The sequence below is a fragment of the Paenibacillus sp. SN-8-1 genome, assembly GCF_050995535.1.
Taxonomy (GTDB): Bacteria; Bacillota; Bacilli; order Paenibacillales; family Paenibacillaceae; genus Fontibacillus.
On the sequence record NZ_CP194782.1, the window covers coordinates 4563609 to 4578728 of the forward strand.

The window sequence follows — 15120 nt, forward strand, 5'->3', positions numbered from 1 at the left end:
AGCCCGCTGTAGGAGAAATAAATTACGGTTTTTATTGGGAGTACCGGTGTATCCGTTTTGGAGCATTGGCTTACAGCTTGCTGTATACACTTTTTACCCGATTTCGGGGTGTCCTACCCTGTGAAGGTGCCTGTTTTGCAAAAAAAATACGCTCAAGAGGAGCTGAACTTATGGATCAGTTGTCATCCCCTATGAACGAAGTTAATATCATGGCCAAGCTGGCCGATCTGAAAGACGAGCACTACCATACTCTGCTTGCACTCAGCGTTGCTATTGAATTATTGATTGAGAAGGGAATTCTGTCCCGGGAGGAAATCGCCAGAAAGGCTGCCGAGCTCGATGCCTTTATGGTTCCCCCACCCTATCCCACGGTGTAGGCCGGTCATAGTAGGTCTCACATAGCTTGAACTCGCTGTCCTTATAGAAGCAGCCGCGGTCTTCCATCGCGCCGCGCACAGAGAGCTTGGCCAGATCGAGCATATTATGCTCGCGGCTGAGGTGAGCCAGATAGGTCCGCTTCAAGCGGCCATTCAGCAGCTCACTAAGCGCCTCACCCGAGGCTTCGTTCGATAGATGCCCCATATCGCCAAGAATTCTGCGCTTCGTATTCCAGGGATATCGTCCCATTCTGAGCATCTCGATATCGTGGTTGGCCTCAAGCACGAGTACATCCGAATCCACAATCGTCTCTTTCACTTTATCGCTGGCATAGCCAAGATCAGTTACAACACTCAGCTTATGCTTCCCGTCCTGAAACACATAACCCACCGGCTCGGCTGCATCATGAGAAATTGCGAAGGATTCTACCCGCAGGGACCCGAAATCTCGAGCCTCTCCCGTTCCAAATACGATACGCTGATCGTCCGAGAGCTTCCCCACACTTCGGCTCATCGCCTCCCAGGTCTTCTCATTTGCATAGACGGGAAGATTGTATTTACGGGCCACCGCGCCAAGACCCTTTATATGATCCGAATGCTCATGTGTTATGAGTATTCCGGTAAGCTGATCTCCTGTTAAATCACGCATTCCCAGCAGCTCATCGATCCGGCGGGCGCTGAATCCCGCGTCAATCATGAGCGTAACCTGACCGTCCGTAATCACGGTAGCATTGCCGGTCGATCCGCTGGACAAGACTGTAAATTGTATCCCCATAATCCTGATTACTCCTTTATTTTCTCTGCATCCGGGCTAATCACGTCTCCGTTGCCCAGCACGTAATACTTCTCTCCACTACCCAGCGTGAACCGCCACGCGGGAGCGGCAACCTGGGCGTCTGAATTGAATACCTGCCCATAATAACCAAGCTCAATATCGGTAACAATCGCCTTGGACGGCAGGAACTTATCAATCAGGAAGCCTAGCGCCTTGGAAGCGGGCAGCACCTGCTGCATCTTCTCTTCATCCATCTGAACCACTTCGATGGCTTCCATCCGGTAAGACAGCACTTTCTGATTGCTGTAATTCAGCTCCAGATTAATATTGAACAACGGCCACTCCTCCAAGGCAAGCGGATGAAGGACGAAGACACTGTCCCTGCTGCTCTCCTGGTCATAGCGGTAATTGCCGATCGAAGGAATCTGCGCTTCAAGAGCACTCACCAGGTCCTTGGAATTAAAGATCAGCCGGCTGTCCACGGGTTCTGCGAGCTTTACCGGCTCCTTGCTGCCTGGCTTAAGCAGCCGGTAGTTAATCTTCGGCAGCGCCGGCGTCTCCGCCGGAATCTGGGCCCTGACCTGGATCTGCTTCTCGTCCATGCTTCTCTGCGTACTCTCGGCCAGGGAGGTGAGATCTAAATTGGCACTCGCCTGGTCCTGCTTGTCCATCCACAGCTGATAGCCTAGAACCAGGTTAAGCAGCAGGAACGCGTAGATCAGTACATTTTTGGCTCTGCCCCAATGCATTATTCACCCTCCCTTTCCGGATATTACTGCAGTATTTCTCTCTCCCCATTTGCGAACACCAGCATCCATACGGGCGTAAGCGTTAGCCCCTCGCCTGTGAGTGACGGCCGATAGGCCGGATACAACCAGCTAATCGTTCGCTCCTTCGCGGCCGAAGCAATTAACGCATTCAGCTCTTTGCCTCCCGGAAGCTGCTTCTTGAATGTCTTATTTGTGCCCGTTCCCTTGGTATAGATCAGTGAGCGTTCATAACTCGTCACCGTACCCTGATGCATATCCAGTCTCATTACACCATAATGGAATCCCTCAAGATCCAGGATAGGCAGCGAGCGGTAATATTGCTGGAATGCGATGGTATCCTGTCTACGCTTACTGTCGCCATTATACCCGGCTTCACCGGATACCTCCATCCGGTAAGCCCCTCCGCTCCCCGCATCCCAGCCTCCATGCTGGTTCACGAAGTCCACGGCAGACAGCGCATTCTTGCCGAGGCTGTTATCCGTACCGCCTGAGGCGGCCGGATCGGTATAATTAATCCAGTTCTGATTCTGCTTAAATTGAAGGCTGCGCTTAATATCGGTATAGATCTCGGACCCGTCCTTCTCCCGGATGTTCCGGGTAATACTAGGGTCGGAGAACAGACTCTTCTGCATCTGATCCGTAGTGAACACACCCATGCCCAGAGTAACCTGAAGCGCCTCAACCTTACCCTCAGGGACATAATAACCGCTGTCCATCAAGGTGTAAGAAGGCGTCCACTCCTTGCCGAAGCCAACCTGCTGCCGCACATCCTGCACCGTCAGGTCCGCGTTCTTCGCCTCGTAGACTGTACCGCCCTGCGAACTGAAGAAGAACGCCCGCACCTTATCCTCGTTCTTCACATTATAAATAAGAATTCGGTTGATCATCTCCTCTTGCAGCAGCGGGTCATTCGAGATCTGCATAACCTTTTGCAGCAGGGCCACCGGCACGCCAGTACCAAAGCGTAGCTCAATTCCCTCGTTCTGCTGACGTATCGTATTCCAGTTCGTACCGGCAGCATCATAGCGCTGAAATCCGCCGAACACGCGGCCCTGCAGCCGGGTATTGATTAATTTATAGAAGGTGGAGCCCGGATAGAAGAGCGTATGCTTTCCCGTACCCATATGGAGAATCATCTCAGCAGGAAAGACCAGCTCCTCCGCCTTCATCTCCGCGCCCATATTCTCGGTCTTCACGTAATCGCTCTCTGATTTCACGACAGGGTCATTGCCGGGCAGCCGGTAGATCAGGAAATAACTCTGCACCAGACTGCAGGCGATAAGCAGCACCAGAACTGCAGATTTCACGGTCTCCTTCACCGCTCATGGCCCCCTTTCTTCTCAACCGGCAGCGTAAATGTTACTTTGGTGCCCGTGCCAAGCTCGGATTCCAAGGAGATCGTTCCGCCGTGCGCTTTTACAATTTCCCGGGCAATGGATAACCCAAGGCCCGTGCCTCCCATATTGCGGGAACGCGCCTTGTCCACCCGGTAGAATCGCTCGAAGATCCGGTCCAGATCCTTTTTCGGAATCCCGATTCCCGTATCCTCGACCGAGATCGCCAGCATCCCTTCGTCTGTTAAAAAGGCCCGGATAGTAATTGAACCTCCCGAGGTGTATTTCATCGCATTCGAGATCAGGTTATCGAGCACCTGGTCGATCTGGTCTCGGTCGAACCATACCTGGCGAATCCCATCCTCAACAAGAACACGAATTTCAATATCCTTTTCCTGCATTTGAAAAGAGAACCGGTCTGCCACCTCGTCCAGCATCTCGTTAATATCTGTCTGCTGCATGCGCAGCGGCGATTCCTTGGAATCAAGCCGGGAGAGATGCAGCAGGTCGGTGACCAGGCGGATCATCCGCTCGGTCTCATTCTGTATGACGCCGACGAAGCGCGGCGCGAGCTCTTGATCCTGAAGCGCGCCGTCTTCGAGCGCTTCCGTGTAGCTCTTGATGGTCGTCAGCGGTGTGCGAAGCTCATGGGAGACATTCGCCACGAACTCGCGGCGGGACGCCTCCAGCTTCTCCTGCTCCGTGACATCCTGCAGCACGGCTATCGTGCCAATAATCCCGAATTCCCGCCGGTGAATCGGCGTGAAGGTCACACGCACCAGAGAGGCGCCGCCTTCAGGCGTGGCGATCTCCAGCAGCTCTGTCGGCATGCTGCCTTGGGCGAAGGCCATGCGCCCATCCTGGGACAGGCTCAGCAGACTCTGAATGCTTGTCCCAAGCCTGTCCTCACCTTCGGTGAACAGCATCGCGCTGGCTCTGCGGTTCATTAGAATGACCGTGCCGACTTCATCGGTCGCGATCACCCCATCACTCATATTCGTAAGGATGGAGGCCAGCTTCTCCTTCTCCTCTTCGTTCTGGGCCAGCGCATCCCGCAGCCGGCTGGTCATGTAGTTGAACGCCTTGCTCAGCTGCCCGATCTCGTCATTTCCGAGCACCGGGACCTTCTGGTAGAGCTGGCCTTCGGCCACCGCGGTCGCCCGGCGGGTCAGCTCCTTGATCGGCGATGTTATCGTATGCGCCAGAATCACGCCAAGAATCGCGGTCAGGCCAAGCGCCAAGAGAATCCCGGAGATGAAAATACTGTTAATCCGGTCCATGGTGGCATACAGCTCTCCCATGGATGCCGCAATATAGATGGCGCCGACGATTTTGCCATCGTTGACGACCGGTCTCGCCACCACCTTCTTGCGGACATTATCATCATCAATAATGTATTCTTCGTTGTCCTCAATACCTTGCAAGGCCATGCTAACCACAGTCTGGGTATTCTTGCGCCCCACATAATCCGCATGAGACCACTTGGAGGTCTTAAGCACCTTGCCGCTTGGGTCCAGTACCTGGATCTCCGCCCCGGTCTGGTTGAACAGATTGTCTACAAGCACACCCAGATTATCCAGCTTGTCTTCTCTTGACTCCGCCGTCCCGGCTGCCCCCAGGTTCTGCGCAGCTAGCACGGACAGAAGCTCGGCCCTTGCCTTCAGTTCCTGTGTAAAGTTGCTGGTTAGGGAATTTTTCATCGCACTGACGAAATAAACCCCGATCAATTGCATCGCGATCAGGATTAATAAGACGTAGATAATAATTAATTTGGCTTGAATCGTCCGGAAAAAGGCGGGCAGCTTCAGCTCAAGCTTCATGCTAGAGTCCACCCGTCTTCGAGCTGCGCATCAGATAACCAAGCCCCCGCCGGGTTAGAATATACTCCGGCTTGCTAGGATCGTCTTCAATCTTCTCGCGGAGGCGCCGAATGGTCACATCCACGGTCCGCACATCCCCGAAGTATTCAAATCCCCATACGGCCTGCAGCAGATGCTCCCGGGTCATCACTTTACCGGCATTACGCGCCATATAATAGACAAGCTCATATTCACGGTGAGTCAGATCAAGCGGCTCCCCGCTCTTATATACGGTATACATATCTGTATCTATGAATAAATCGAACAAATGAAGTCCCTGCTTGCCGGCATCATTCTCAGCGGTCTCGCCTGGCTTGCTCTGGCGGCGGCGCATCTGTGCTTTCACTCTCGCCAGCAGCTCTCTTGTGCTGAAAGGCTTGGTCACGTAATCATCGGCACCGAGCTCCAGACCCAGCACTTTATCAATTTCGCCGTCTTTGGCGGTCAGCATGATGATCGGAGTCTCCAGCTTGGCACGCACCTCACGGCACACGTCCATGCCGTCCTTACCGGGAAGCATCAGATCCAGCAGGATCAGATCCGGTTGTTCAGACAGCGCAAGATCCACCGCACTGATTCCGTCAAAGGCAAGGATGACCTCATAACCCTCTTTTTCTAAATTGAACTTTAGAATATCCGCAATGGGCTGTTCATCGTCTACCACTAGAATTTTCCCCTGCATTCTCTCTTGTCACCCCATATTTTCAGGCCTCTCGCCCACGCTTCTTCTATTTTAACATACCTGAACCGCTCCATCCTAAACTGGCATTAAAAATAACCTGAAAGGACCACTTCCCCTTCCATTCTCCCAGTCAGGCAACCAAAAAAGAGCACTCCGAACACGTCTGTCCGTGTTCGGAGTGCCCTACCTGACTATCTATATAAGACGCAGTTAAAAAATGACATGAAGGGTGGACGTAATAGAGGGAGAGCTTGGGTAGGAGCGAAAGCGATCGCCTTAAAGCTTTCTGAAAGAAAGCTACATCGGAAGCATATACTTTGGCTTTCTGAAAGAAAGCTACATCGGAAGCATATACTTTGGCTTTCTGAAAGAAAGCTACATCGGAAGCATTTGCTTTGTCTCCCGATTTTATCCGCACAGCGGTATAAATCAAGAAATCTGGAGGCGGGCAGCTGCCGAAAGTCCAAGCATTCTCCGTAGTTACGGCCGTTATCCTAAAATGTAAAAATTTCAGCTGCTTCTTATATCACCTTAAATATTTGATCGGGTTCTGCAACGACCCGTTCTTATGAATCTCGAAATGAAGATGAATGCCGAAGGAATGACCGGTATCACCCATGATGCCAATATGCTCACCTTGTCTCACCTTATCGCCCCGGTTCACGTCGATCCGGCTAAGATGCCCATACAGTGTCTCATATCCGTTGCCATGGTTGATAACAATACAGTTCCCGTACCCGGTCTTAACCCCGGCGAAGCTGACTGTACCGCCATCTGCGGCCATAATGCTGTAATCGGAAGAGATCATATCAATGCCCTTGTGCATCTTATTCCAGCGCTCACCAAAGGTGCTGGTGATTGAATGGGCAACGACCGGCCATGCGAATCGGCCGGAGCTCGAGGTACTAGCCACTTTAGCCACTTTGGTCCCTTGAAGAATCACTTTAGGCTGGGAAGGACTTGTAACCTTTTGACTTAAGAACTGCTTCTGAACTACTTGCCCATTCTCCTTCACAACCCGGAAGGACATAAGCTTCTTGCCGCTTACTCCAGGGGCGACGACTTTGGTTACGCCTTTGCGAAGCTGATTGGTCTTCCGGACTTCGACCTCCGGACTCGTTACCGCTTCCTTGGCGATGCTCTCCACCGTCTTCACAGTAAGGACAGGCCTACTTGCCGATAGTTTCAAGCTCTCCCCAATCTGCAGCGCCTTCTCCTTGATACCCGGATTCATGCTCATGAGTTCCTTCCGGCTTATCCCTGCTTGCTTCGCAATGGAGCTGAATGTATCTCCTGGCTTAACCTTGTAGGTCACCGTCTCTTGTTCGCCCTGGGTCAACAGCTTCAAAGCTTCCTCCGTAGACAATACCTTCGCTGGATCAGTCTCTACCTGACTCTGATCAATTTTCTCTACGAAGACAGCAGATTCAAGGCTTTCTTTAGGCTGAGCCGGTGATTTCTTAACCGAGCCGGGCGTGTAGGAAGTCTGCACAATCTTATTTGCAAAAGCAGGTCTTGCTTCCGGTATGTACTTGTTCTTCACTTGGCTAAGTACGGATGCTGCGGCAGCTTTATCTTTCACAATACCGATGACCTTCCCGTCCACCTTCAATTCTACGCCCACAGCGGTGGGCTTCAGAAGCTTGTCCAGCCTCTCGAGGGCCGTATCCTGATCAATATCCGCCTTATAGGCCTCTTCATACTCCACTTTGATGTCATCTGTATCAAGCTGAGTGTTTGCATCTGGATATTTAAGCTTGTATTCTGCCTGCTTGCGGTTATACAGCTTCGTAAGCTCTTCCTTATGACGAACCGTGCCTACTTCTTGTCCGCTCTTATATACACGATAGTAAGGTACTGTATTCGCCTCGACATACTGCTGCCCCGCCCAGAACAGACCTCCTGCAGCCAGCAGACCTCCCGCCGCGGCGATGATACTTAAGCGCAATTTCGATCTTGTATTGGAACCTTTCATGATGTTCTCCTTTTTCACGGTTGTTTAAAAGGTTTCAAAATTTTAACCTTTATGACACTTAATAACCTTAACATACCCCTTACTGCCATTTCAACCTTGCCCAAAAAAGCTAAAAACCCGCTTAAAGTGCGGGCTTTTCCCATATACCTCATATTGGCGTGTTTAGGTTTTTGATGACACTTTTGTTAATAATAACTTGAGTCCAGGCTATTTTCCCAAAATCTTCATCATTTTCGCATATTCGCTTTTGTCTAGATATTTGGACATGATCTGCTGAATCTGGATCATTTCAGCCTCTGTAAGTCCATCCTCCAAGGAAGCTGTGATCGATTGCATTTCTTTTTGCGGCAGCTTGTTCATCAAGATTTGAAAGATATCCTCCTTGTCCTTATCCGGCAATTCCTTTTTCTTTGCGGCCAGATCATCAGGTGTGACCACAATATTCTCTCTCGTACCGGAAGAGGACGACGACTCTTCTGCAGTCTGGCCTCCCATAACGGGCAAGGCATTGTCAGGGACATCTCCCGTGTCTTTCTCATCTGAGGGACTATCACTTTTGTTCTCATCTTTATAACTCGATCCTTTGGAAGCATTCTCGGCCTCTCCAGTTGCTGAAGCACTGCCGGAACTACTAAATTCGCTGCTGCTCGTGCCTGAGTTATTGTCCCCAGATGCCTTATTTTCATTCACTATTCCGGTTTTCTGGCTAGCGCTTGTCTGCTCTGGCTTTGTCCCTGAACCCAGACCTACAGCTCCCTTAAGCAGGCCCCCAAAGCTCGAAGGCTGACCCTCCCACTTAATATTCAGACTCGTTAGTAGGGACTGTACATAGGTGTTCACCACATAGCCGGTTGTAAGCATGGTTAGCCCGCTAATTAGTATCGTACCCAGCACGATCATAGCGGTCCTCGTCAACCATTTCAATTCGGCTCCCTCCTTCTCTCTGGCAATCTATCTATTGATCAGTATTGCCAGATTCCTATGACTTTCTACTTCTCCCCCATGAAAAAAAGCCCCTTTCCGTAGAAAGAGGCTTCTTGCGTTTGACAATTACTCGTAAATTGGCAGTACTTGATTCGTCTGATTCCGGTTACGACCAACCGAGAAGATGGCAATTGGAATTCCTGTCAGCTCGGATACCCGTTTCACGTAGTTACGGGTTGTCTCTGGAAGGTCCTCCAGCGTCTTCGCGCCTGTAATATCCTCGGACCAGCCTGGAAGCTCCTCGTAGACCGCTTCGCATTCTGCGAGCATCTTCAGACTTGCAGGGTAGTGGGTGATTACTTCACCGCGATACTTATACCCGGTGCAGATCTTCACCGTCTCAAGCCCGGTAAGAACGTCCAGAGAGTTGAGGGACAAGCCGGTCAGACCGCTCACACGGCGGGCATGACGAACCACTACACTATCGAACCAGCCAACGCGGCGTGGACGGCCTGTTACAGTTCCATACTCATGCCCAGTCTCGCGGATCAGATCCCCAACTTCATCATGAAGCTCTGTAGGGAAAGGACCATCGCCGACACGGGTAGTGTAGGACTTGGCCACCCCAATAACCTGCTTGATCTTGGAAGGGCCTACACCCGAGCCAATACATACGCCCCCTGCGGATGGATTGGATGAGGTCACGAATGGATAAGTACCTTGGTCGATATCCAGCATCACACCTTGCGCACCCTCGAACAGGACCTTACGGTTCTCATCAATAGCATCGTTAAGAACCACAGACGTATCTGTAACATATGGACGAATAAATTCAGCATATTCCAGGTACTGCTTAAGGATTTCTTCCACATCCAGTGGATCCCCGCCGTATACCTGCTGGATAATGTGATTCTTCTCATTTACCAAATGGCGAAGCTTAAGCTCGAACTCTTCCGCATCAAGAAGATCAGCGATCCGAATGCCGTTTCTAGCCGCTTTGTCCATGTATGCAGGACCAATCCCCTTGCGGGTTGTACCGATCTTGTTCGGTCCTTTGCGGTCCTCTTCGAGCGCATCCAGAACCATATGATAAGGAAGGATGACATGCGCGCGGTCGCTGATCCGCAGATTGTTCGTACTGAATCCGTTCTCGTGAATATATGTGATCTCCTGAATCAAGGCTTCCGGATTAATAACCATCCCGTTCCCGATGACACAGATCTTATCTTCATAAAAAACACCGGATGGAATCAAGCTCAGTTTGTACTTCTTGCCATCAATCAGTATAGTGTGACCGGCGTTGTTACCGCCTTGATAACGGGCCACCACATCAGCGCTCTCCGCCAGATAATCCGTGATTTTGCCTTTGCCTTCGTCCCCCCATTGTGTTCCCACAACGACTACTGTTGACATGTACATTCCCCCGTCGGTGCACTCGCACCTTTATTTTCATTCAAAATAGACGCCTTATCAGCCTTAATTGGATTGATCATTTCTCAGGCCTCAATCCATATAGCTTCTCGAACGCCTTAGACTTTATACATTATGCATCCATTTACTGCCCTAAAGCAGCAATACAAGTGTACCAGCCTGCTTTTTTAAAGTCAAATCAAAAACGAACAATCCCACACCCCCGTGCGGAATTGTTCGGAAATATACATAGTTATATGAAGATGAGTTCAATAGTTCTGAGCTGTTACCCTGCAAAAGGATCCGCATGAGCCCGCTCATAATTTGCGAACTTATTATAATTCTTCAAGAAGACCAGCTCCACGGTGCCTACCGGACCGTTACGCTGTTTGGCGATAATAATCTCGATAATATTCTTCTTCTCTGTCTCCTGATTGTAGTAATCATCCCGGTACAAGAAGGCCACGATATCGGCATCCTGCTCGATGGAACCTGATTCCCGAAGGTCAGACATCATAGGACGCTTGTCCTGACGCTGCTCCACGCCCCGGCTGAGCTGGGACAGAGCGATTACAGGCACTTCAAGCTCACGGGCAATCTGCTTCAGCGTACGGGATATTTCGGATACTTCCTGCTGGCGATTCTCGCCCGCTTTCCCACGCCCGTGTATGAGCTGCAGGTAGTCGATCACGATCATGCCAAGGCCTCTCTCCTTCTTGAGACGGCGGCATTTGGCACGGATATCGGCCACGGTAACCCCTGGCGTATCATCAATATAGATCTCTGCTTCGGAGAGGGCGGCAATGCCCATCGTCAGCTTCGACCAGTCATCATCACTCTTGAAGTCACCTGTCCGCATGACTCCCGCGTCCAGGTTCGCTTCCGCACAGATCATCCGCTGTACTAGCTGCGCCGCGGACATCTCCAGACTGAAGATCGCTACAGTCTCTTTACTGCGCACGGCTGCATTCTGAGCGATATTCAGAGCAAATGCCGTCTTACCTACGGAAGGACGCGCAGCCACAATAATCAAGTCATTGCGCTGAAATCCGGAGGTCATCTTGTCCAGATCGGCGAATCCGGATGAGACCCCGGTCGTCGTTCCCCTGTTCTGATGCAGTACCTCCACACGCTCGAACACGTCCATAAGCACGTCACGGATGGCAATAAATCCGCTGCCGGATCTTCCGTTGGAGATCTCCAGAATCTTGCGCTCCGCGTCGCTCAGCATACCGCCTACATCATCGCCGTTCGTATACCCGTCACTTACGATCTGGGTCGCGGTGCGAATAAGCCGCCGGAGCATTGATTTCTCTTCTATAATTCGGGCATAATAATCCACGTTCGCCGCTGTCGGCACGGCATGTGCTAGTCTGGCCAAGTGGCTGACCCCGCCAATCTCCTCCAGCTCGCCTTTATCCTGCAGGCGGGAGGTCAGCGTGATCAGGTCAATAGGTTGGTTCGCCTCGCCAAGCTCGATCATGGTCTCATAGATCATCTGATGTGACTTATCGTAGAAATCCTCGGTACGCACCCGTTCCATCGCTGTGATCAGCGCTTCGGACTGGAGCAGAATGGCACCGAGAACCGCCTGTTCTGCTTCTAGGTTCTGAGGAGGAATTCGATCGACAAATAACTCTGTGCCCATCATGCCCATGTTATTCCTCCGTCACTTGGACCTTGAGCGTTGTTTTTACTTCCGGATGAAGCTTCACAGTAACCTGGGTTACACCGAGTGTTCGGATGGGATCGTTCAGTTCAATCTTCCGTTTATCGATCTTCACGCCAAGCCCCTGCATAGCCTCTGCAATCTGCTTGCTTGTAATTGCCCCGAACAAACGGCCGCCTTCACCGGATTTAGCCTTAAGCCCAACGGTCATCTCTTCAAGCTTCTTGCCAAGCTCGATAGCCTCTTCCTTCTCCTGCTGCTTACGCTTAAGCTCCGCTGCGGATTGGTTCTCAAGTGTCTTCACGTTGCCTTGGGTTGCCAGCTTTACAAGACCTTTAGGCAGCAGGAAGTTCTGTGCGTAGCCTTCCGATACTTCCTTCACCTGTCCTTTTTTACCTTGTCCCTTTACATCTTGCAAGAATATTACTTTCATTCAAATAACCCCTCTTCCTTTTCGATTTCGTCTAGTACTTCCAGCAGCCTCTTCTCGGCCTCCGCCTGTGAGCATTCCAGCTGGGCGGCCGCATTCGTCAGATGTCCCCCGCCGCCAAGCCGCTCCATTACGACCTGCACATTCATAGTACCCAGCGATCTTGCGCTGATCCCGATCAAGCCATCTGGCCGGCTGCTGATTACAAAAGAGGCCAGCACGTTCGTCATATTAAGCAGCGTATCTGCAACCTGGGCGATCAGCAGCTGCGGTATTTTACGATTCGGCTCGGTTACCGCAAGCGCAATGTGCCCATGAATCATACGGGCATGCTTGATAATCTCCGCCTTCTCGATATACTCCTGCAGATCCTCCTTCAGAATGCGCTGCACCATTACGGTATCTGCCCCGCCGCGCCGCAGGAAGCCTGCCGCCTCAAAGGTCCGTGATCCGGTATGAAGCGCAAAGTGCTTCGTATCCACGGTAATCCCCGCGAGCAGCGCGGTAGCTTCGAGCGGGCTGAGCTCGACTTTCTCGTGGATATATTGAAGAAGCTCGGTCACAAGCTCGCAGGCAGACGAAGCATACGGCTCCAGATACACGAGCACCGCCTCGTTAATGAATTCCTCACCACGGCGGTGATGATCGACAATAACTACCCGGCGCGCTTCACCCACAAGTCTAGGCTCCATGGTCATCGAAGCCTTATGGGTATCTACAATAATAAGCAGCGTATTCTCCGTCATCAGCGCCATGGCTTGATCCGGGCTGATGAACCTCTTCTTCAAGGCGTCGTCCTTCTCAATTCGCTCCATAATACGCTCTATTGCTGGATTAACCCCATCCAGCACAATATGCGCCTCGACATTATACATATCCGCCGCTTTGAGGACCCCGATTGAAGCCCCAATTACGTCCAGATCGGGCACCCTGTGACCCATGATAATGACGCGGTCGCTCTCCTGCATTAAATCCCGCAGCGCATGGGCGATGACCCGCGCACGGACCCGTGTGCGCTTCTCCACCGCCGTGGTCTTGCCTCCATAGAAGCTCAGCCTTTGTCCGGACTTCACAGCAGCCTGGTCGCCCCCGCGGCCAAGCGCCATGTCCAGACTCGATTGAGCCAGCTCGCCAAGCTCACTGATACTGTCTGCGCCAAAGGCAAGCCCGATACTCAGCGTCATCGGCACCTTCAGATCAGCGGTCATTTCCCGCACCTCATCCAGAATCACGAACCGACTCTGCTCAAGCTCCTTAAGTGAACGGTGGTTGAACATCATCAGGTACCGTTCGGAGGACAGGCGGCGCAGGTATACTTTATACTGCTTAGCCCAGGCTGTAAGCGATGAAGCCACTCTGGCAATCAGCGCGGCCCGCTGCTGGTCATCCATCCCCTGGGAAGCCTCGTCCAGGTTGTCCAGCATGATAATGCCCAGGGCCAGACGTTCATCCTCATATTTCTCCCGCAGAACGGCAAGCTCTGTCATGTCATGAACATAAATAAGCCGCTCATCCGCTTGTATCGTTAATTCATAGTTACGCTCATTGATAATGACTTCAACCGTAGAACGGTTGTGGTCGCCCTCCCGCTTGTCTCTGGACAATTGGGGCAGGGGAGGCAGCAGCTCGGTGAGCGGCTGCCCTACCACAGTTCCCCGGCCAAACATACCGGTCACGAAGCGATTGTGCCACTCTACCGTCTTATCTTCCGCATACAATATAACACCAAATGGAAGACGGCTGATCGCCTCGCCCTCCACTCTTTTAATCCGAAAGGTCAGTTCCGTAATGTACTGAACCATCTCCTTGCGGAATTTGCGCTCTGCTTGCAGCATTACATAAGCCAAGGCTCCTACCAGACACATGCTTACCAGACCCAGAACCCAATTGTAATAGGATACGAAAATGACAAGCAGCAGCATGAGCATGAACGCCCACACGGTCTGATAGCCGTACCAGCGCTTTTGCAATAAATTTGGCATGCCTTCTCACCCTATCGTCTTGATCTAGTAACCATGTCCCGCAGTGGAAACGCAATGTCAAACAAACCGATAATCCAGAGAGGGCGAATGAATATTATAGCAATCGTAAGCAGGATAGGAATCGCCAAATTCCATTTCTTAACGTGTGCCAGATAAAAGAAGAATCCCGCCGCCTGAATAATAAAGCCGAATTGAAGCAGCGGCATCAGATTGAGGAGTACCGTTCCAAGGAACCCCTCCCCCGCAGCGGAGCCTGCGAACAGCTGAATAATAAGCCCAAGGCAGTAATACCACACCAGGGAACGCGGCAGCCTAAGCTCCCGAAACGGCTTCATTTTGGGCGTAATCTGTCCCATGCTGCCTAATGTTGGCCTAGAAATTGCATGAGTTACTACTGCTATTGCGAGAGAAGTCACCGTCATTGTAAAAGGAATCGTTCTCACCGTCAGATCGGATAGCAGCTGTGTCTTCTCTTCCGTCCAATTCAGGCCCGATGCCAGGTTGCTGGCTGTCATATCCCGCAGCGGAGTCGCGGCCGTATTGATGACATCCTCAATAGTCTGTGCGAGATTAAAGTCAAAGAACACCGTGCTGACCAAGAGCAGCAGAATGAACTCCACCAGAATGGTGGCTGCTCCAACGATAAGTGTCCGCATGGCGGGCGCCCGTTTCTTATACATATGACCCATAGTAATAGAAGGGATCAGGAAATACAGCGGCACCAGTACGAAATAAGGGCCTAACAAAAATAGCAAGAGCAATAGTACAGGTACAACGTGCAGTATAAATGAAGTTCTCGACAAGGTCGTGTACAATATCACGCCCGGCACTAGAAGGAACAAAACCGTGACCACAGTCAACGGTGTTACCAGAGATAGCAGGAGCAGAAAGTAGACTATGCTCCAGGCAACAGATGTCCAGTGAAATTTCAAT

13 protein-coding genes are annotated in these 15120 nt (G+C 51.5%); 1 reads left to right on the forward strand and 12 read right to left on the reverse strand.

Annotation, left to right across the window (positions count from 1 at the left end):
* The first annotated feature begins 170 nt into the window (after positions 1 to 170).
* A complete protein-coding gene (locus ACRRNK_RS22395; protein WP_433944793.1) occupies positions 171 to 377 on the forward strand; it encodes a hypothetical protein in 207 nt (68 codons plus the stop codon).
* Here ACRRNK_RS22395 and ACRRNK_RS22400 read toward each other — a convergent pair.
* The 12 genes from ACRRNK_RS22400 to ACRRNK_RS22455 form a co-directional block, all read right to left on the reverse strand.
* A complete protein-coding gene (locus ACRRNK_RS22400) occupies positions 346 to 1152 on the reverse strand; it encodes an MBL fold metallo-hydrolase (RefSeq protein ID WP_433944794.1) in 807 nt (268 codons plus the stop codon). The two genes, ACRRNK_RS22395 and ACRRNK_RS22400, sit on opposite strands and share 32 nt — an antisense overlap.
* A gap of 8 nt (positions 1153 to 1160) precedes the next feature.
* Positions 1161 to 1901 carry a two-component system regulatory protein YycI gene (yycI, locus tag ACRRNK_RS22405; protein WP_433944795.1) on the reverse strand — a complete coding sequence of 247 codons (741 nt, stop codon included), beginning with the start codon at positions 1899 to 1901 and terminating at the stop codon, positions 1161 to 1163.
* Between the two features lie 23 nt (positions 1902 to 1924).
* The gene (locus ACRRNK_RS22410; protein ID WP_433944796.1) at positions 1925 to 3241 is read right to left on the reverse strand and encodes a YycH family regulatory protein; all 1317 of its coding nucleotides are present in this window, start codon (positions 3239 to 3241) and stop codon (positions 1925 to 1927) included.
* Positions 3238 to 5076, reverse strand: a complete 1839-nt coding sequence (gene walK / locus ACRRNK_RS22415) for a cell wall metabolism sensor histidine kinase WalK (RefSeq protein WP_433944797.1) — start codon at positions 5074 to 5076, stop codon at positions 3238 to 3240. Before walK ends, ACRRNK_RS22410 begins: the two co-directional genes overlap by 4 nt.
* Before the next feature lies 1 nt (position 5077).
* A complete protein-coding gene (gene yycF, locus ACRRNK_RS22420; RefSeq protein ID WP_433944798.1) occupies positions 5078 to 5797 on the reverse strand; it encodes a response regulator YycF in 720 nt (239 codons plus the stop codon).
* Between the two features lie 526 nt (positions 5798 to 6323).
* Positions 6324 to 7772, reverse strand: a complete 1449-nt coding sequence (locus ACRRNK_RS22425) for a peptidoglycan DD-metalloendopeptidase family protein (RefSeq protein WP_433944799.1) — start codon at positions 7770 to 7772, stop codon at positions 6324 to 6326.
* 207 nt (positions 7773 to 7979) lie between these two features.
* A complete protein-coding gene (locus ACRRNK_RS22430) occupies positions 7980 to 8696 on the reverse strand; it encodes a hypothetical protein (RefSeq protein WP_433944800.1) in 717 nt (238 codons plus the stop codon).
* 126 nt (positions 8697 to 8822) lie between these two features.
* Positions 8823 to 10109, reverse strand: a complete 1287-nt coding sequence (locus ACRRNK_RS22435) for an adenylosuccinate synthase (protein ID WP_433944801.1) — start codon at positions 10107 to 10109, stop codon at positions 8823 to 8825.
* A gap of 283 nt (positions 10110 to 10392) precedes the next feature.
* Entirely contained in the window at positions 10393 to 11754 is a 1362-nt protein-coding gene (gene dnaB, locus ACRRNK_RS22440) for a replicative DNA helicase (RefSeq protein WP_433946976.1), read from the reverse strand.
* A gap of 10 nt (positions 11755 to 11764) precedes the next feature.
* Positions 11765 to 12208, reverse strand: coding sequence for a 50S ribosomal protein L9 (rplI, locus tag ACRRNK_RS22445; protein ID WP_433944802.1), 444 nt, complete (start codon positions 12206 to 12208; stop codon positions 11765 to 11767).
* Positions 12205 to 14187, reverse strand: a complete 1983-nt coding sequence (locus ACRRNK_RS22450) for a DHH family phosphoesterase (RefSeq protein WP_433944803.1) — start codon at positions 14185 to 14187, stop codon at positions 12205 to 12207. The genes rplI and ACRRNK_RS22450 overlap by 4 nt, the downstream gene beginning before the upstream one ends.
* A gap of 11 nt (positions 14188 to 14198) precedes the next feature.
* A complete protein-coding gene (locus tag ACRRNK_RS22455; protein ID WP_433944804.1) occupies positions 14199 to 15119 on the reverse strand; it encodes a DUF2232 domain-containing protein in 921 nt (306 codons plus the stop codon).
* Between the last annotated feature and the right edge of the window lies 1 nt (position 15120).

What these genes read in the sequence shown, in the direction of transcription:
- ACRRNK_RS22450 (WP_433944803.1), bottom strand. Translation starts at nt 14,187, where the DNA reads ATGCCAAATTTATTGCAAAAGCGCTGGTACGGCTATCAGACCGTGTGG.
- ACRRNK_RS22395 (WP_433944793.1), top strand. Translation starts at nt 171, where the DNA reads ATGGATCAGTTGTCATCCCCTATGAACGAAGTTAATATCATGGCCAAG.
- yycF (WP_433944798.1), bottom strand. Translation starts at nt 5,797, where the DNA reads ATGCAGGGGAAAATTCTAGTGGTAGACGATGAACAGCCCATTGCGGAT.
- dnaB (WP_433946976.1), bottom strand. Translation starts at nt 11,754, where the DNA reads ATGGGCACAGAGTTATTTGTCGATCGAATTCCTCCTCAGAACCTAGAA.
- ACRRNK_RS22400 (WP_433944794.1), bottom strand. Translation starts at nt 1,152, where the DNA reads ATGGGGATACAATTTACAGTCTTGTCCAGCGGATCGACCGGCAATGCT.
- ACRRNK_RS22425 (WP_433944799.1), bottom strand. Translation starts at nt 7,772, where the DNA reads ATGAAAGGTTCCAATACAAGATCGAAATTGCGCTTAAGTATCATCGCC.
- rplI (WP_433944802.1), bottom strand. Translation starts at nt 12,208, where the DNA reads ATGAAAGTAATATTCTTGCAAGATGTAAAGGGACAAGGTAAAAAAGGA.
- ACRRNK_RS22435 (WP_433944801.1), bottom strand. Translation starts at nt 10,109, where the DNA reads ATGTCAACAGTAGTCGTTGTGGGAACACAATGGGGGGACGAAGGCAAA.
- walK (WP_433944797.1), bottom strand. Translation starts at nt 5,076, where the DNA reads ATGAAGCTTGAGCTGAAGCTGCCCGCCTTTTTCCGGACGATTCAAGCC.
- yycI (WP_433944795.1), bottom strand. Translation starts at nt 1,901, where the DNA reads ATGCATTGGGGCAGAGCCAAAAATGTACTGATCTACGCGTTCCTGCTG.